At 67.8% G+C, this 16,291-nt stretch carries 17 protein-coding genes and 2 pseudogenes; 12 read left to right on the plus strand and 7 right to left on the minus strand.

Features of this window, described 5'->3' with window-relative positions; all coding sequences use genetic code 11:
- Positions 1–44: 44 nt before the first annotated feature.
- The gene (locus ACFWUP_RS17340) at positions 45–701 is read right to left on the minus strand and encodes a hypothetical protein (RefSeq protein WP_379235335.1); all 657 of its coding nucleotides are present in this window, start codon (positions 699–701) and stop codon (positions 45–47) included.
- Between the two features lie 162 nt (positions 702–863).
- On the opposite strand from ACFWUP_RS17340, the gene ACFWUP_RS17345 reads away from it, so the two are divergent.
- The 9 genes and pseudogenes from ACFWUP_RS17345 to ACFWUP_RS17385 all read left to right on the plus strand — a co-directional run bounded on the left by ACFWUP_RS17345 (position 864) and on the right by ACFWUP_RS17385 (position 9,122).
- Positions 864–1,433 carry a TetR/AcrR family transcriptional regulator gene (locus ACFWUP_RS17345; protein WP_379235337.1) on the plus strand — a complete coding sequence of 190 codons (570 nt, stop codon included), beginning with the start codon at positions 864–866 and terminating at the stop codon, positions 1,431–1,433.
- Positions 1,430–1,966 (plus strand): hypothetical protein, encoded by a 537-nt coding sequence (locus ACFWUP_RS17350; protein ID WP_379235339.1) that lies wholly within the window; start codon positions 1,430–1,432, stop codon positions 1,964–1,966. The genes ACFWUP_RS17345 and ACFWUP_RS17350 overlap by 4 nt, the downstream gene beginning before the upstream one ends.
- Before the next feature lie 54 nt (positions 1,967–2,020).
- Positions 2,021–3,242 (plus strand): annotated as a pseudogene (locus ACFWUP_RS17355) (cation:proton antiporter).
- A gap of 27 nt (positions 3,243–3,269) precedes the next feature.
- Positions 3,270–4,328, plus strand: coding sequence for an N-acetyl-gamma-glutamyl-phosphate reductase (gene argC, locus ACFWUP_RS17360; protein ID WP_379235341.1), 1,059 nt, complete (start codon positions 3,270–3,272; stop codon positions 4,326–4,328).
- On the plus strand, positions 4,325–5,551 hold the full coding sequence (gene argJ, locus ACFWUP_RS17365; protein WP_379235343.1) for a bifunctional glutamate N-acetyltransferase/amino-acid acetyltransferase ArgJ: 1,227 nt from the start codon (positions 4,325–4,327) through the stop codon (positions 5,549–5,551). Before argC ends, argJ begins: the two co-directional genes overlap by 4 nt.
- Complete coding sequence (gene argB / locus ACFWUP_RS17370) at positions 5,548–6,456, plus strand: acetylglutamate kinase (protein ID WP_379235345.1); 909 nt, start codon at positions 5,548–5,550, stop codon at positions 6,454–6,456. The genes argJ and argB overlap by 4 nt, the downstream gene beginning before the upstream one ends.
- Positions 6,453–7,655 carry an acetylornithine transaminase gene (locus tag ACFWUP_RS17375; protein ID WP_379235346.1) on the plus strand — a complete coding sequence of 401 codons (1,203 nt, stop codon included), beginning with the start codon at positions 6,453–6,455 and terminating at the stop codon, positions 7,653–7,655. The genes argB and ACFWUP_RS17375 overlap by 4 nt, the downstream gene beginning before the upstream one ends.
- The gene (gene argF, locus ACFWUP_RS17380; RefSeq protein WP_379235348.1) at positions 7,652–8,584 is read left to right on the plus strand and encodes an ornithine carbamoyltransferase; all 933 of its coding nucleotides are present in this window, start codon (positions 7,652–7,654) and stop codon (positions 8,582–8,584) included. The genes ACFWUP_RS17375 and argF overlap by 4 nt, the downstream gene beginning before the upstream one ends.
- Before the next feature lie 34 nt (positions 8,585–8,618).
- The gene (locus tag ACFWUP_RS17385; protein ID WP_379235350.1) at positions 8,619–9,122 is read left to right on the plus strand and encodes an arginine repressor; all 504 of its coding nucleotides are present in this window, start codon (positions 8,619–8,621) and stop codon (positions 9,120–9,122) included.
- 39 nt (positions 9,123–9,161) lie between these two features.
- Here the strand turns inward: ACFWUP_RS17385 and ACFWUP_RS17390 are convergent.
- The 5 genes and pseudogenes from ACFWUP_RS17390 to ACFWUP_RS17410 all read right to left on the minus strand — a co-directional run bounded on the left by ACFWUP_RS17390 (position 9,162) and on the right by ACFWUP_RS17410 (position 11,441).
- Positions 9,162–10,025: pseudogene (locus tag ACFWUP_RS17390) on the minus strand (DUF4184 family protein).
- A 33-nt stretch (positions 10,026–10,058) separates the two neighbouring features.
- The gene (locus ACFWUP_RS17395) at positions 10,059–10,862 is read right to left on the minus strand and encodes an aldose 1-epimerase (RefSeq protein WP_379235352.1); all 804 of its coding nucleotides are present in this window, start codon (positions 10,860–10,862) and stop codon (positions 10,059–10,061) included.
- Between the two features lie 63 nt (positions 10,863–10,925).
- Positions 10,926–11,078 (minus strand): hypothetical protein, encoded by a 153-nt coding sequence (locus ACFWUP_RS17400; RefSeq protein ID WP_379235354.1) that lies wholly within the window; start codon positions 11,076–11,078, stop codon positions 10,926–10,928.
- Positions 11,079–11,140: 62 nt separating this feature from the next.
- Positions 11,141–11,272: a hypothetical protein gene (locus ACFWUP_RS17405; protein WP_379235356.1), complete on the minus strand. Its 132-nt coding sequence runs from the start codon at positions 11,270–11,272 to the stop codon at positions 11,141–11,143.
- 28 nt (positions 11,273–11,300) lie between these two features.
- Positions 11,301–11,441 (minus strand): hypothetical protein, encoded by a 141-nt coding sequence (locus ACFWUP_RS17410; protein WP_379235358.1) that lies wholly within the window; start codon positions 11,439–11,441, stop codon positions 11,301–11,303.
- 229 nt (positions 11,442–11,670) lie between these two features.
- On the opposite strand from ACFWUP_RS17410, the gene ACFWUP_RS17415 reads away from it, so the two are divergent.
- The 3 genes from ACFWUP_RS17415 to ACFWUP_RS17425 all read left to right on the plus strand — a co-directional run bounded on the left by ACFWUP_RS17415 (position 11,671) and on the right by ACFWUP_RS17425 (position 15,040).
- A complete protein-coding gene (locus ACFWUP_RS17415) occupies positions 11,671–12,867 on the plus strand; it encodes an argininosuccinate synthase (RefSeq protein WP_379235360.1) in 1,197 nt (398 codons plus the stop codon).
- Between the two features lie 144 nt (positions 12,868–13,011).
- Positions 13,012–14,430, plus strand: coding sequence for an argininosuccinate lyase (gene argH, locus ACFWUP_RS17420; protein ID WP_379235362.1), 1,419 nt, complete (start codon positions 13,012–13,014; stop codon positions 14,428–14,430).
- A gap of 103 nt (positions 14,431–14,533) precedes the next feature.
- On the plus strand, positions 14,534–15,040 hold the full coding sequence (locus tag ACFWUP_RS17425; protein ID WP_379235364.1) for a hypothetical protein: 507 nt from the start codon (positions 14,534–14,536) through the stop codon (positions 15,038–15,040).
- Here the strand turns inward: ACFWUP_RS17425 and ilvA are convergent.
- On the minus strand, positions 15,037–16,260 hold the full coding sequence (gene ilvA, locus ACFWUP_RS17430; protein WP_379235366.1) for a threonine ammonia-lyase: 1,224 nt from the start codon (positions 16,258–16,260) through the stop codon (positions 15,037–15,039). The two genes, ACFWUP_RS17425 and ilvA, sit on opposite strands and share 4 nt — an antisense overlap.
- Between the last annotated feature and the right edge of the window lie 31 nt (positions 16,261–16,291).

Consider the following 16,291-nt stretch of genomic DNA (forward strand, 5'->3'; position numbering starts at 1 on the left):
TCACTCAACTGTCCAGTGGTCCATCCCGACGGTTCGGCGATGGTCTAGCGCGGTGCGGGGTCGTCGGCGGAGGCCAGAACTGCGGTCGCGAGTGCGAGCGCATGGTCGCTCCCGGGGCAGCGGTGCGGTCCGGCGCCGAAGCCGAGGCCGGGATGACGAAGGTCGAGTTCGGTGACCACGCCGTCGACCACCCGTCGGGTCGATCGCAGCGGTGGTGTCGTCGCCATGATCACCTCGGGCGTCCGGTTCGAGGCGCGGGCGGCCGCGATCAGTTCGCCGGTTGCCGCGCACGCCTGCACGAGAACGCAGATCCGGGCCGCGGTCGCCTCGTCCGCCTGCCCGCCGCACGCGGCGACGAGTTCGCGCACAGCGGCGTCGGCGGTCGGCGTGACGGGGGCGTGCGGCTGATACGCCGCGGCGACTTCGGCGACGGCCTCGGCGAGTTCTGGCGGAAGTTCCATCGCGCCCAGCAGGATTCGCACGTGGGCGAGTGGTCCGTCGGCGTTCCCGGACAGATCTGCGACGTCGATTCGATCCAACTCTGTGCACACGGCGGCACGCCTGCGCGCGTGGTCGTCGCCGTCGCAGAACCGCGGCACGGAGGCGCGAAGCCAGGCGACGGAGGGCTCGGAAGCCGCGGGCACGGGTGGCATCGGCGCGGTGGTCAACAGTTCGCGGACGAGAGCGGGATCGGTGATCACCGCACGACCGTAAACCCGCCGGGTTCCTACGGCAGCCCGATGTGACGAGACGACGACCGTAAGCCTGTCGATTCCTGTGGCAGCTCGATGAGAAACAACCAGGGCCACTGGATTCCCAAGGCAGCTGGTTGAGTTTGAATGACTGGTCAGTCATAATAAGCCATGCCGAAGAGGGTCGATGTAAATGCTCGGCGCGCCGACATTCTGGACGCGGCCGTGCGGGTGTTCGCGCGAAAAGGTTTCGCCGCGTCCAGGATCGAGGATGTCGCGGCTGAGGCGGGTGTCGCGAAAGGCAGTGTCTACCTTGCGGTCAGCAGTCGGGAGGAGTTGTTGACCGCGGCGTTCGATCAGTACCGCGCACGCGCGCAGGAACAGCTTGCGATGCCTGCCGCCGGGTCAGCGCTCGATCGGCTGGCCGAGCTGATCCGGGCCACTGTCGCGATGCTGGCGGCTCATCCTGATTACGCGCGCGTGCTGCTGGATGTGTGGGCTGCCCGCACTCCGATAGATATGGCCGCCGTGTATGCGGAATACCGGGCGGCGATCGCGCAGCTGTTGCGTGAGGCGGGTGCCGACGGACAACTGCGGGCGGGGATCGGGGAAGGGCATGCGGCGGTGATCGTGGGCGCGATCGAAGGGTGCCTGGTGCAGTGGCTCGCCGACGAGCAGGTCCGGCTGGTCGACCTGACCGAACCGCTTGTGCAGGTGTGCGTGGAAGGAATCCGCCAATGACGATCACCGACCGCCTGATCGCCCCGAACGCGACGAGAAGTGAAGCCGCTCTGTGCTATTCGGCGGCAGCAGTCGGCGCGGTGACGGCCGGTCTACTCGCGAAAAACTCATCCGTGCTGGTCATCGTCGTGGTCACCCTGGTCGGCTTCGACCTGTTCGGTGGCGCGGTGGTGAACGCGACGGCGTCGGCCAAACGCTGGTTCCATCGGCCCGGCCGCGACGCCCGTCATCACCTCGCGTTCGTGGCGATCCACGTCCAGCCGTTCCTGCTCGCCCTGGTGGTGCCCGGGTTCGGTTGGTGGACGGCGGCCGCGATCTACGGGTTCGTGCTCGCGGCTGCGGTGGTGGTGACCTCGGCGCCGGATGTCCTGCGCACTCCGATCGCCTTCGCCGCCACCGTCTTCGGCGTCGCGATCACCACCTCCATGCTCGCGGTGCCCTCGTTCCTGCTCTGGTTCGGACCCGTCCTGCTGATCAAACTGCTCCTCGCCCACCTGCTGCCGGAACCGGCCGTGCCCATGACGCCCGGGTGACAGATCGAGCTCGGTTTCCGGGTTCGGTCAGGTCGCTGTGCCACGATGACCTGCATGGATCTGCTCGCGTCCGCTGATGTCGGCGAGGCAACGCCGATCGTCTCGCTGTTCTGGATCGCGCTCATCGCGGTCCTCGCTCCGCTGCTGTCGCGGCTGGTTCGCGGGTATCTGCCCGATGTGGTGATCCTGCTGGTGGCCGGGGCCGTGGTCGGGCCACACGTGCTCGGGTGGGCGAGCAGTGCGGGCGGTGTCGACCTGGTGAGCGAGTTGGGGCTGGGGATGCTGTTCCTGCTGGCGGGCTACGAGCTCGATCCGCGCTTGCTCGGTGGTCGGACGGGGCGCACGGCGTGGCTGGTGTGGATCGTGTCTGCTGTTCGCGTTCGCGATCGTCATGGCGGCGACGGACACCTCGAACGGCACTCGCATCGCGGTCGCTATCGCGTTGACCTCCACCGCGCTCGGCACGCTGCTGCCGATCCTGAAGCAGCAGGGGATCGTCGACACGCGGCTGGGCCGGGCGGTGATGACGCACGGCGCGGTGGGCGAGCTCGGCCCGATCGTGGCGATGTCGGTGCTGCTCACCAGGCGGGATCCGGACAGCGCGCTGGTGATCGTCGTGATGTTCGTGGTGGCCGCCGCGGTGGTCGGCTTCGTGCCGCTGCGGATGTTCGACCGCATCCCCGATCTGGGTGCGGGGCTGGCCAAGCTGGGCGGTGGCACCTCGCAGCTGCCGGTGCGCGGGGTGGTGTTGCTGCTGTTGGTGTTGATGGTGGTCGCCGAGGTCTTCGATCTGGACGTGGTGCTCGGTGCGTTCGCGGCGGGCATGATCCTGCGGCGGCTCATCGCGGCGGGGCACCCGGATGTGGACTCGGCGCTGGAAGCCATCGGGTACGGGCTGTTGATCCCGGTGTTCTTCGTGGTGTCGGGGATGGGGATCGACGTCGCGGCGGTGGGCCGCAATCCGGCGCTGTGGTTGTGGTTCGTGGTCACCATTGCTGTCGCGCGTGGGCTTCCTGTCTGGCTCAGCGAGCGTTTCGTGCCGCGTGGCGACAATCTGCCGACCGGTCGTGAATGCGTGGAGTTGGCCCTCTACGCGGCGACGGGGCTACCGATTATCGTCGCGGTGACCCAGGTCGCCACCCAAACCGGGCTGTTGAGCGCCGACGTCGCCTCGATTCTGGTGGCGGCGGGCGCGACGACGGTACTGGTGTTCCCGCTGGTAGCGCGTCTGATCGGGGCGCGCGACGCGAAGGCGATCACACCCGCGCATGAATGAGCTTGCATAGTCGTGCATAATCATCACATGGTCGATACGTCGGGAGGACCCGTGTTGCGGGTGGCGGTTGCCGGTGCGAGTGGATACGCCGGTGGCGAAGTGTTGCGTCTACTGCTGGCCCATCCCGAATATCGAGCGGGGCGCCTCGAGATCGGGGCGCTGACCGCCGGTTCCAACGCGGGCACCGCCCTCGGCGCGCTGCAGCCGCATCTGCTGCCCCTGGCCGACCGGATCCTCGAGGAGACCACTCCCGAGATCCTGGCGGGCCACGACATCGTGTTCCTCGGCCTGCCGCACGGCCAGTCCGGTGCGATCGCGGCGGCCCTGCCGGACGAGACGGTCATCATCGATTGCGGCGCCGACTACCGGCTCACCGACGCCGCCGCGTGGGAGAAGTATTACGGCAGCCCGCACGCGGGTAGCTGGCCCTACGGTCTGCCCGAACTGCCCGGTGGGCGGGCGAAGCTGACCGGCGCCCGGCGGATCGCGGTGCCCGGCTGCTATCCGACCGTGTCGAGCGTGGCGCTGGCACCGGCGATCGCCGCCGGGATCATCGAACCCGCAGTGAATGTTGTTGCGGTGAGCGGTACTTCAGGCGCGGGGCGCAAGCTCGATGTCGGCCTGCTCGGCTCCGAGGTGATGGGCAGCGTGCGGGCCTACAGCATCGCGGGCGCGCACCGGCACACCCCCGAGATCGCGCAGAACCTGAAAGCCGCGGGCGGCGTCGATGTCTCGGTGTCGTTCACCCCGGTGCTCGCGCCGATGCCGCGTGGCATCCTCGCCACCTGCACCGCCCCGGTGAAAGTCGACGCTGTGCAGGCTCGCGCCGTCTATGAAAAGGCTTATGCCGACGAACCTTTCGTGCACCTGTTGCCTGAAGGTGTACTGCCGCAGACCGGTTCGGTGATCGGCTCGAACGCCATCACCCTGCAGGTCACCGTCGACGAGGACGCCGGTCTGCTCGTGGTGATCGGCGCGATCGACAACTTGACCAAGGGCACCGCGGGCGCCGCGGTGCAATCGATGAATCTGGCCGTCGGATTCGACGAGACCGCAGGACTTTCCACCGTAGGAGTGGCACCGTGACGACCCCTGATCCGCAGACCCCGGACCACGGCAAACTGATCCACACCCAGGGCGTCACCGCGCCGCTGGGTTTCCGCGCGGCGGGCATCGCGGCCGGTATCAAGGCCAGCGGCAAGCCCGACCTCGCGCTGGTGCTCAACGAGGGCCCCGAGTATTCGGCCGCCGGTGTGTTCACCAGCAACCAGGTGAAGGCCGCGCCGGTGCTGTGGTCGCAGCAGGTACTGAAGACCGGTCACCTGCGCGCGGTGATCCTCAACTCCGGCGGCGCGAACGCCTGCACCGGCCACGGCGGCTTCCAGGACACCCACAAGACCGCCGAGGAACTCGCTGCGGCACTGAGCAATTGGGGCACCGAGACCGGCGCGGGCGAGATCGCGGTCTGCTCCACCGGTCTCATCGGTGATCGCCTGCCGATGGACAAGCTCATTCCCGCGATCACCGAGATCGTGCACGAGATGGGCGGCGGCATCTCCGGCGGAACCGAGGCCGCGCACGCCATCATGACCACCGACACGGTGCCCAAGGAGTCGGCGTTCCACAGCGAGGACAAGTGGAATGTCGGCGGCATGGCCAAGGGTGCGGGCATGCTCGCGCCGTCGCTGGCCACGATGCTCGTCGTGCTCACCACCGACGCCATGGCGACACCTGAACAGCTGGATTCCGCGCTGCGCAAGGCCACGAAGTACACCTTCGACCGGCTCGATGTCGACGGTTCCTGCTCCACCAACGACACCGTGCTGCTCCTGGCCAACGGTGCCAGCGGCGTCGCGCCCTCGCAGGAGGATCTCGACGCCGCGGTGTTCACCGTGTGTGACGATCTGGCCGCGCAGTTGATGGCCGATGCCGAGGGTGTCACCAAGCGGGTGCAGGTCACGGTCGCCGGTGCGGCCTCCGAGGACGAGGCGCTCACCGTTGCCCGCGCTGTCGCCCGCGACAGTCTGGTCAAAACCGCGCTGTTCGGTTCCGATCCCAACTGGGGTCGGGTGCTCGCCGCCGTCGGCATCGCGCCGGTGACCCTCGATCCGAATCGAATTGCGGTGTCGTTCAACGGCAATCCGGTGTGTGTCGACAGCGTCGGCGCGCCCGGCGCCCGCGATGTGGACCTGTCCGGTGAGGACATCGACGTGCTGATCGAGCTCAATGTCGGTGAGGGCACCGCGATGGTGCGCACCACCGACCTCTCGCACGCCTACGTCGAAGAGAACTCGGCGTACAGCTCATGAGTGTCGTGCACAGTCTTTCGGCGCTGGACAAAGCGCACGTGCTCGCCGACGCGCTGCCGTGGCTGCAGAAGTTCCGCGACAAGATCGTCGTCGTGAAGTACGGCGGCAACGCCATGATCGACGACGAACTCAAGTCGGCCTTCGCCGCCGACATGGCGTTCCTGCGCACCGTCGGCGTGCACCCCGTGGTCGTGCACGGCGGTGGCCCGCAGATCAACGCCATGCTGAAAAGGCTTGGTATGGAAGGCGAATTCCGCGGCGGCTTCCGCGTCACCACCCCCGAGGTGATGGATGTGGTGCGGATGGTGCTGTTCGGTCAGGTGGGCCGTGAGCTCGTCGGGCTGATCAACGCGCACGGCCCGTACGCGGTCGGCATCTCCGGCGAGGACGCGCACCTGTTCACCGCCACCCGGCGCACCGTCGCCGTCGAGGGTGTCGCCACCGACATCGGCCTGGTCGGCGATGTCACCGAGGTCAACCCCGGCGCCGTGCTCGACCTGATCGACGCGGGCCGCATCCCGGTGGTCTCGACCATCGCCCCCGACGCCGACGGCGTGGTCCACAACATCAACGCCGACACCGCCGCCGCCGCACTGGCCGAGGGCATCGGCGCGGAGAAGCTCGTCGTCCTCACCGACGTCGAGGGTCTCTACACCGACTGGCCGGACCGCTCCTCGCTGACCAGCCGGATCGATGCCGACGCGTTGGCGAAGTTGCTGCCGCGCCTGGATGCGGGCATGGTGCCGAAGATGGAAGCGTGCCTGCGCGCCGTGCTCGGCGGGGTTCCCAGTGCCCACGTGATCGACGGGCGCGTCCCGCATTCGGTACTACTGGAGCTGTTCACCGGAGAAGGAATCGGAACCATGGTGACCCCCGCCGGGGCACCGGATGGAACGCAATCATGAGTGAGACAGACAAGCTGCAGCAGCGGTGGTCGGCCGCGATGATGGACAACTACGGCACCCCGAAGGTCGCGCTCGTGCGCGGCGCGGGGGCGGTGCTCTACGACGCCGACGGCAAGCGCTACCTCGACTTCCTCGGTGGCATCGCGGTCAACAGCCTCGGCCACGCCCATCCCGCCATCCTCGAGGCGGTCACCAACCAGCTCGGCACTCTGGGCCATGTGTCCAACCTGTATGCCAGCGAACCGGTGATCGAGCTGGCCGAGAAGCTCCTGGCCCACTTCGGCGACGGCGAGGGCAAGGCGTTCTTCTGCAACTCCGGCACCGAAGCCAACGAGGCCGCGTTCAAGATCGCGCGGCTCACCGGACGCTCCAAAATCGTTGCCGCGCAAGAGGCTTTCCACGGCCGCACGATGGGCGCGCTCGCCCTCACCGGTCAGCCTGCCAAGCGGACACCGTTCGAGCCGATGCCCGCCGGTGTCGTGCACGTGCCCTATGGTGACGCCGCCGCACTCGAAGCGGTCGTCGATTCCGACACCGCCGCAGTGTTTCTCGAACCGATGATGGGGGAGAGCGGTGTGGTCGTCCCGCCGTTCGACTACCTCGCCAAGGCGCGTGAGATCACCTCGCGCGCAGGGGCATTGCTGATCCTCGACGAGGTACAGACCGGAATCGGCCGCACCGGAACATTTTTCGCGCACCAGGCGGCGGGGATCGTGCCCGACGCGATCACCCTGGCCAAGGGCCTCGGCGGTGGGTTGCCGATCGGTGCCGTGCTGGCCCAGGGCCGGGCCGCCGAACTGCTCACCCCGGGCCTGCACGGCACCACCTTCGGCGGCAATCCCGTGTGTGCCGCAGCGGCTTTGGCGGTGCTGCGCACGATCGACACCGACAACCTGCTGACCCACGTGGAGTGGGTCGGTAAGAAGCTCAGTGACGGCATCGCCCTGCTCGAGCATCCCGAGATCGACCACGTGCGTGGCGCGGGCCTACTCATCGGCATCGTGCTGAAAAACGACATCTCCGCCTACGTGGACGAACGTGCACGCGAGGCCGGCTATCTGCTGAACCCCGCCAAGCCCAACGTGATCCGGTTGGCACCACCCCTGGTGCTCACCGAAACCCAGGCCGACAATTTCGTCGCCGACCTGCCCGAGATCCTCGACAAGGCCGCCGCCGATGCTAAGGGAGCGACCAAGTGACCCTGCGTCATTTCTTGCGCGACGACGATGTGACCCAGGCCGAACAGGCCGAAATCCTCGCCATCGCCGCCGATCTGAAGAAGAACCCCTTCCTGCACCGGCCCCTCGACGGCCCGCGCGGGGTCGGGGTGATCTTCGAGAAGAACTCCACCCGCACCCGCTTCTCCTTCGAACTCGGCATCGCCCAGCTCGGCGGGCACGCGGTGGTCGTCGACGGACGCGACACCCAGCTCGGCCGTGAGGAAACCCTCGGCGACACCGGCAGCGTGCTCTCGCGCTACGTCGACGCCATCGTGTGGCGGACCTTCGAACAGTCGCGCCTCGACGAGATGGCCGTCACCGCAACAGTTCCCGTGGTGAACGCGCTGTCCAACGAGTTCCACCCCTGCCAGGTACTCGCCGATCTGCAGACGATCAATGAACGCAAAGGCTCCCTGGCCGGGCTGAACCTCACCTACTTCGGTGACGGTGCCAACAACATGGCGCACTCGCTGCTGCTCGGCGGGGTGACGGCAGGCATGAACGTGACCGTCGCCGCGCCCGCGGGCTTCGAACCGCTGCCCTGGATTCTCGACGCCGCCGCCAAGCGTGCCGCGGAAACCGGTGCGACCGTGTCGGTCACGGGTGACCCCGTCGTCGGCGCGACCGGTGCGGACGTGCTCGTCACCGATACCTGGACCTCCATGGGCCAGGAGAACGACGGCCTCGACCGCGTCGGCCCGTTCCGCCCGTTCCAGCTCAACACCGAGCTCCTCGTCCACGCCGCGCCGGAAGCGATTGTGCTGCACTGCCTTCCGGCCCACCGCGGCGAGGAGATCACCGACGAGGTCCTCGACGGTGATCACAGCGTGGTCTGGGACGAAGCCGAGAACCGCCTGCACGCGCAGAAGGCGCTGCTGGTGTGGCTGCTCGCGAAAGCCGCCGCGTGACTCCGCGAACCGGGGCCGACGCGGAGGCGAAGCGATGAGCGCGCCCGAAAAGGGCTCGCCCGCCATCGCCCGCACCCGCGCCGGACGCCAGTCGCGCATCATCGAACTGCTGGCTTCGCATTCGGTCCGTAGTCAGACCGAACTCGCCGCCCTGCTGTCGGCCGAGGGTATCGAGACCACCCAGGCCACCCTCTCGCGTGACCTCGACGAACTCGGCGCGGTGAAACTGCGCGCGGCCGACGGCGGCGCGGGCGTCTACATCGTCCCCGAGGACGGCAACCCCGTCCGCGGCGTCACCGGCGGCACCACCCGCCTGTCCAAACTCCTCGGCGACCTGCTCGTCTCCACCGACGCCAGCGGCAACCTCGCCGTCCTACGCACCCCACCCGGCGCCGCCCACTTCCTGGCCAGCGCCCTCGACCGCGCCGCCCTCCCCTTCATCGTCGGCACCATCGCCGGCGACGACACCATCGCCGTCATAGCCCGCGAACCCCTCACCGGCGCCCAACTCGCAGCGAAAATCGAAGACCTGGCCTGAGCGCCACACTGTTCCTCTGTCGTGCCTTTTACCTGACTGCTACGGACCGAGAGTTCGGCCTCGTCGCAGATCGAGAACCTCACGGTCGGAGCCAGACAACTCGCTCTTGCCGAACTCGGTGAGCACACCAACCAGAACGCACGCATCGTCACTGCCAAATGTGCGCGCGATGGAGGCCGCGCTCGACCTCGGCCGCGTAGTTAGGCCGAGTGAGCGTGTTCGCGCCGCACGGAGGTGCCAGATCGCGGCATATATCGCCCACGCACCGGCCGCTGCCTGGGCCGCGCCGACGATCGTGTGCCGGATCAGGTCGTAGGTGCTTGCCTCAGTGATCGGGTCGTCGGCGGCGAGGAGGGCACCGACAACGACTGCCGCGAGTAGGGCGGCGACGATCGCCCGGTGCCGCCACGCGCGAGGGACGGCGGTGCGGCGCACCAGGAGGTAGACGATGACTGCTGTTCCGGCGAGCGAGGAGAGGTAGCCGAGGACGTTGTAGGTCTTGTGGGGTTCGATGACCGAGGTCCGCAACAGTTCCCAGTGTTGAACGGCGAAACCGTTTGTCTACGTGAAGGAATCCCACACCACGTGCGTGGCCGAGCCGATCATGACGGCGGCGATGGTCGAAACCGCTCGGTGCCCAGCAGATCTGGGATGAGTCGACCGTGTGTGGGACAGGAAGACCGAAGCCGGCCCCGCCGAGAGTCGGAAGACGAGAATCAGCACGAGACCGATCAGTAGATCCCACCACAGGACTCCGATGACGGAGTGGGTTATGTTGCCGGACAAGGGAATCGGCAGGTAGTAGGCGACATCAGGGGCGACAGACCCCGCGACGAGAGCTGTGAGCGGGAGGTACCGAGCGAAGGGCAGCACCGCGAGTGGATGGGCGAAAGTGATCGGCACACCGTAATCGGCTGCGCTGACTGATTACTCGGACTACGGGGTCCCCGACAACCGCTGCCATGTCCAGTCGACGCGCACGTCGAGGGGTGAATCGGGGGTGACCATTCGGGGGGCGGTCTGTAGGCCGTTGGGTGGGCCGGACTGGGCTTCGACCGAGAGGGATTCCTTCGGCAGCGTCCAGACGACTACGTCGTGGACGGGGCTGGTGAGGGTGAATTCCAGGAAGCCGGGCCAGGTGAGGCGGGCGAGGACACCGTTCGGCATGCCGAAGCAGTCGTCCCATGGTGGTGGGGTGGGGACGATTTTGCGGCCGGTGGGCAGGTAGTCGTCGCCGCGTTCGTACTGCCAGGCCGGATCGAAGTCGAGTCGCACCGGTCCGGTCGCCGGGGGGACTTCGCGCAGGAACCACGGATGCCAGCCACCCTGGGCGGGGAAGGGGTCGTGGTCGGTGGTGATGCGCATGGCCAGGGTGAGGCCGGAATCGGTGAGGGTGAACGTCTGGGTGACGGTGCCCGCGAACGGCCACGGATCGGTGAGGCGGTGCCGGATAGTCGCCTCGGTAGGTGAGGCCGCGACAACTTCCCACGCGCCGTCGCGGGCGGTGCCGTGAATGCTGTGCGGCGGATTGTTGATCGGCATCTGATACGTGTGATCGCCGACCGTCAACTCGCCGAGACCGAGCCGACCGGCCCACGGTGCCATGACGAAACAGCCGGTGCCCGGATCCTGCCGGAGCAGTTCGGTGCCGTCGACGGTGAGACTGTGGATCGCGCCGCCGTCGTCGGGGGCGATGGTGAGCGCCGCGGAACCTGCGTCGAGCCGCACAGTGTCGGTCATCGTTCGCACACTAGCGGCGCAAATCGATCACGGGCGGCAGTCCACGCCGAAAAAAGCGGCGGCTCAGTTGAACGGGTACTGGCCGCCGCCCGCACCGCCACCGTTGTTCGGCGTGGCGACGTCGATGATGTCCTGGACCAGCGCGACGACGGCCCTGCCGACATCGAGAACACCGTTGCCCAGCGTCGAGAATTCCTGCGCGATGTAATGGAGCATCTTGTTCGTCCTCACGTCTGGCGAGCCGAATAGTGCTCTCCCAGCGTGCCACACGCGAACGATCAGGAGGCGAGGAAGTTCAGGATCAGCATCGTCAGCGGGTTGGTGAGCTCGAGTACGGTGCCGACGGCGTAGAGCCCGAGGTTGGCGATGGCGTCGTAGTTGTCGGACAGGTACTGGAGGGCGTCGTCCATGATGTGCTCCTGGTGTCGGTGCGGCGGGTCAGGCGAAGAAGCCCTGAAGTAATGGCGTGCTGAGCTCGATGACCGCCTTGGCGACGGTCAGGCCGAGGTCTCCCAGTCCGACGACCACCGTGGCGATCAGGTCGTAGTTCTGGTTGGCGAAATCACGTAGCGACTGCATGATGGCTCCTTCGGTCCCGACCCGGTGGCTATCCGCTGTGACCAGCGTCTCACAGCCGAGCGTACTCGCCAAGGTGCGCGATAGTGTCTTCGCAGGTAATCGGCCGTATCGGTGATTTCGGCCCGGGCTCGCAACCCCCGGTTATGAATGAGATTGCATCATCGTGCATAATCATTTGTAGCAACGGCGTGAGCCGAAGGAAGACCCCACTTCGAGGAGCACAACAGACATGTCCGATCGCGTCGTACTCGCCTACTCCGGTGGGCTTGACACCTCCGTCGCCATCAGCTGGATCGCGAAGGAGACCGGTTCCGAGGTGGTGGCCGTCGCCATCGACCTCGGCCAGGGCGGCGAGGACATGGAAGCGATCCGCCAGCGAGCGCTGAACTGCGGCGCCGTGGAGGCCATCGTGGTCGACGCGCGCGACGAGTTCGCCGACGAGTACTGCCTGCCCACCATCCAGGCCAACGCCATGTACCAGGGCCAGTACCCGCTCGTCTCGGCCATCAGCCGCCCGCTGATCGTCAAGCACCTCGTCGAGGCCGCGAAGTTCCACAACGCCACCACCGTCTCGCACGGCTGCACCGGCAAGGGCAACGACCAGGTCCGCTTCGAGGTCGGCATCGGTGCCCTCGCGCCCGACCTCGAGGTCATCGCCCCGGTTCGCGACTACGCCTGGACCCGTGAGAAGGCCATCGCGTTCGCGGAGGAGAACAAGCTCCCGATCAACGTCACCAAGAAGTCGCCGTTCTCCATCGACCAGAACGTGTGGGGCCGCGCGGTCGAGACCGGGTTCCTCGAGGACCTGTGGAACGCGCCCACCAAGGACGTCTACGACTACACCGCCGACCCGACGGTGAACTTCGAAGCGCCCGACGAGGTCATCATCAGCTTCGAGAAGGGTGTGCCGGTCGCCATCGACGGCAAGCCCGTCTCGGTGCTGCAGGCCATCGAGGAGATGAACACCCGCGCCGGTCGCCAGGGTGTCGGCCGTCTCGACATGGTCGAAGACCGTCTCGTCGGCATCAAGAGCCGCGAGATCTACGAGGCACCGGGTGCCATCGCGCTGATCACCGCGCACCAGGCCCTCGAGGCCGTCACGATCGAGCGTGAACTGGCCCGCTACAAGCGGCAGGTCGAGCAGCGCTGGGGCGAGCTGGCCTACGACGGCCTGTGGTACTCCCCGCTCAAGCGCGCGCTCGACGCGTTCATCACCGACACCCAGCAGACCGTCACCGGCGACATCCGGATGGTGCTGCACGGTGGATCCGCGGTGGTCAACGGCCGTCGCTCGGAGCAGTCGCTCTACGACTTCAACCTGGCCACCTACGACGAGGGCGACACGTTCGACCAGTCGCTGGCCAAGGGTTTCGTCCAGATCCACGGCCTGTCCTCGAAGGTCGCCGCCCGCCGCGACCTCGGCTAGGAGTAGCGAGCTCACACCGTAGGCTCGATACCGGCCGGTCCCCACGGATCGGCCGGTATTTTTACGGGCACATTTCTAACGGGCACCGCGCCGTCGCCGGATGCCCGGACCCAACCCCGACACGACCCGGAGGAGACACCCGCGATGACCCACGTCGGAACCAACGAAGGTGCGCTCTGGGGTGGGCGATTCGCGTCCGGGCCTGCCGAGGCGATGGCGGCGCTGAGCAAGTCGACGCATTTCGACTGGGTGCTGGCTCCTTACGACATTCGCGCCTCGAAGGCGCATGCTCGTGTGCTGCACAAGGCCGGGCTGCTCGCCGATGACGATCTGCCCGCGATGCTGGCCGGTCTGGACGCGCTTGCCGCCGACGTCGCGTCGGGTGCCTACGGGCCGGCCGATTCCGACGAGGATGTGCACGGTGCGCTCGAGCGTGGGCTGATCGAGCGGGTCGGCACCGAGCTCGGTGGCCGGTTGCGGGCCGGTCGGTCGCGCAACGACCAGGTGGCGACCCTGTTCCGGATGTGGCTGCGCGACGGTGTGCGTCGGGTTGCCGCCGGGGTGCTCGACGTGGTCGACGCGCTCGTGGCCCAGGCCGCCGCGCACCCGGATGCGGTGATGCCGGGCAAGACCCACCTGCAGGCGGCGCAGCCGGTGCTCCTCTCGCATCACCTGCTCGCCCACGCGCATCCACTGCTGCGCGATCTGGAACGCCTGCGCGACTTCGACAAGCGCGCCGCCATCTCGCCGTACGGCTCGGGCGCGCTGGCCGGCTCCTCGCTGGGCCTTGACCCCGAGCAGATCGCCGCGGAGCTGAATTTCGATGCCGCCGCGGCCAATTCGATCGACGCCACCTCCTCGCGGGACTTCGCCGCCGAGGCCGCGTTCGTGCTGGCCATGATCGGCGTCGATCTGAGCCGGATGGCCGAAGAGGTCATCATCTGGAGCACACCGGAATTCGGCTACGTCACCCTCGCCGACGCCTGGTCCACCGGCTCGTCGATCATGCCGCAGAAGAAGAACCCGGACGTCTCCGAGCTGACCCGCGGCAAGGCAGGCCGCCTGATCGGCAACCTGACCGGCCTGCTCGCCACGCTGAAAGCCCAACCGCTGGCGTACAACCGGGATCTGCAGGAAGACAAAGAGCCGGTCTTCGACTCCGTCGCCCAGCTCGAACTCCTGCTGCCCGCCATCGCGGGCCTGGTCGGCACCCTCACCTTCCACACCGACCGGATGGCCGAATTGGCCCCTGCCGGTTTCACTCTCGCCACCGACATCGCGGAATGGATGGTGCGCCAAGGTGTTCCGTTCCGGGTCGCCCACGAAGCGGCCGGTGCGTGCGTGCGGGTTGCCGAGGCACGTGGCGTCGGCCTCGACGAACTGACCGACGAGGAATTCGCCGCGGTCGACCCGGCACTGACCGCGGGTGTGCGTGAAGTCCTCACCGTTGCGGGTTCGATCGCCTCCCGCAACGCGCGTGGCGGCACCGCGGGCGTACGCGTGGCCGAACAGCTGGACGAGGTCCGCAAGACCGCCGACGACGCCCGCGCCTGGTTGAGCTGAGGTAGCACCCGAGGGGGAGTGGCACCACTACCTCGGGTTGATGCGATTACACGGGTGGTGCGAGCAGCCTTGTCCCCGAAGGGTTTCCGCTTCGGAGGACATGATGAGCCAACGCCTCGCACTGCCCGTACTCGCACTGCTGACCACGACCACCGCCTTCGGGGCGGGATTGGCGTGGATGACGCACATGCATCACCGCGCGCTGCAGTACCTCGACCCCGCTCAGATGACGGCGTTCGACGACGGTTATGAACTGCTATCCGACGTCACCGTGATTCCGGTCGGGGTGCTCGGCGTGGTGCTGTCGGCGATGCTGCTGTGGTTGCGTCCCCGTGGCGTGCCGATCTGGCTGATTCTCACCACACTCGGACTGCAACTGTCGATCTTCGTCACCCGCATCTGGTTGTGGGGCGCCTGGGCGGAGGAAGTCAGGGCCTCTGGTGCGGTGCGGGTCGCGGGCGGCGCGCTGCACCCGGCCTACGAGCGGTACATGGACACCAACGGCATCCGCATCGCGATCATCGCCGGGTACGCGCTGCTCGCCCTGGTCATGACTATTCTCGCGACGCGCCCGCGTGCGGTTTCCGTCCGGGAACCGGTGCGGTCCTAGAGCTCGGCGTGGACGCGGAAACCGGCGTCGCGCAGCGCGGCCAGGACCTCGTCGCGGTGCGCGGCACCCCGGGTCTCGACGGTGAGCGACACCTCGACTTCGTCGACATCGAGCCACGGACCCGTTCGCGAATGCACGACGTCGACCACGCTCGCGCCCGCCCGCCCGACCACGGCCAGCAGCGCCGACAGGGCACCGGGGCGGTCGTCGATGGTGACGCGCATGGCCAGGTAGCGGCCCGCGGCGGCGAGGCCGTGGCCGATCACGCGGGTGAGCAGCAGCGGGTCGATATTGCCGCCGGACAGGATGATCACCACCGGGCCGGGCAGATCAGGGAGCGCGGCGGTGAGCAGCGCGGCGACGCCTGCCGCACCCGCCGGTTCGACAACGAGTTTCGCGCGCTCGAGGCAGAGTAGCAACGCCTTCGACAGCGCGTCCTCGTCGACGGTGACGATCTCCGACACCAGCTCCGCCACATGGGCGAACGGCACCGCCCCTGGCAGCCCGACCGCGATGCCGTCGGCCATCGTCGACATCCTGGCCACCCGAACAGGCGCGCCCGCAGCCAAAGAATCCGGCCACGCCGCCGCCTCGGCCGCCTGCACGCCGATCACCCGAACAGACGGTGCCAGCGCGTGCAAGGCCACCGCCACGCCCGCGAGTAGACCACCACCGCCGGTCGGCACGATCACCGTGCCCACGTCCGGAACCTGTTCGAGAATCTCCAGCGCGACTGTCGCCTGACCGGCGACGATATCGGGATGGTCGAAGGGGTGGATCAGGGTCGCCCCGGTGCGCTCGGCGAATTCCACTGCGGCGACCAGGGATTCGTCGATCGTGTCGCCCACCTGATGCACCTCGGCGCCATAGGCGCGCGTGGCGACCAGTTTCGGCAGTGACGCGCCGACCGGCATGAACACTGTCGAGGCGATCCCGAGCTCACTCGCCGCCCACGCCACTCCCTGCGCGTGATTGCCCGCGCTGGCCGCCACCACACCCCGCGCCCGATCCGCCGCGGGCAGATTCGCGATCCGGTTATAGGCCCCGCGCGGCTTGAACGACCCGGTCCGCTGCAAGTTCTCGCATTTGAGCAGCACCTGCGTCCCGGCCCGCTCCGACAGCACCCGCGACCCCACGGTCGGCGTCCGCCTGATCACCGGTGCCAACAGTGCCGCTGCGGCCTCGATCTGCTCCAGTCCCACGGTCTCCACCCGCCACATAGTGCCAGGCTCCGCCCCAGGAACGGGTGGA

Origin of the sequence: Nocardia sp. NPDC058658, from assembly GCF_042716665.1 — a bacterium.
In the GTDB taxonomy this organism is placed as follows: Bacteria; Actinomycetota; Actinomycetes; order Mycobacteriales; family Mycobacteriaceae; genus Nocardia.

Bases quoted from the DNA above. Each gene is read 5' to 3' on its own strand.
- ACFWUP_RS17375 (WP_379235346.1), top strand. From the start codon at position 6,453: ATGAGTGAGACAGACAAGCTGCAGCAGCGGTGGTCGGCCGCGATGATG.
- ACFWUP_RS17345 (WP_379235337.1), top strand. From the start codon at position 864: ATGCCGAAGAGGGTCGATGTAAATGCTCGGCGCGCCGACATTCTGGAC.
- ACFWUP_RS17425 (WP_379235364.1), top strand. From the start codon at position 14,534: ATGAGCCAACGCCTCGCACTGCCCGTACTCGCACTGCTGACCACGACC.
- argB (WP_379235345.1), top strand. From the start codon at position 5,548: ATGAGTGTCGTGCACAGTCTTTCGGCGCTGGACAAAGCGCACGTGCTC.
- ACFWUP_RS17350 (WP_379235339.1), top strand. From the start codon at position 1,430: ATGACGATCACCGACCGCCTGATCGCCCCGAACGCGACGAGAAGTGAA.
- ACFWUP_RS17415 (WP_379235360.1), top strand. From the start codon at position 11,671: ATGTCCGATCGCGTCGTACTCGCCTACTCCGGTGGGCTTGACACCTCC.
- ACFWUP_RS17405 (WP_379235356.1), bottom strand. From the start codon at position 11,272: ATGGACGACGCCCTCCAGTACCTGTCCGACAACTACGACGCCATCGCC.
- argH (WP_379235362.1), top strand. From the start codon at position 13,012: ATGACCCACGTCGGAACCAACGAAGGTGCGCTCTGGGGTGGGCGATTC.
- ACFWUP_RS17400 (WP_379235354.1), bottom strand. From the start codon at position 11,078: ATGCTCCATTACATCGCGCAGGAATTCTCGACGCTGGGCAACGGTGTT.
- ilvA (WP_379235366.1), bottom strand. From the start codon at position 16,260: ATGTGGCGGGTGGAGACCGTGGGACTGGAGCAGATCGAGGCCGCAGCG.
- ACFWUP_RS17385 (WP_379235350.1), top strand. From the start codon at position 8,619: ATGAGCGCGCCCGAAAAGGGCTCGCCCGCCATCGCCCGCACCCGCGCC.
- ACFWUP_RS17410 (WP_379235358.1), bottom strand. From the start codon at position 11,441: ATGCAGTCGCTACGTGATTTCGCCAACCAGAACTACGACCTGATCGCC.
- ACFWUP_RS17395 (WP_379235352.1), bottom strand. From the start codon at position 10,862: ATGACCGACACTGTGCGGCTCGACGCAGGTTCCGCGGCGCTCACCATC.
- argC (WP_379235341.1), top strand. From the start codon at position 3,270: ATGGTCGATACGTCGGGAGGACCCGTGTTGCGGGTGGCGGTTGCCGGT.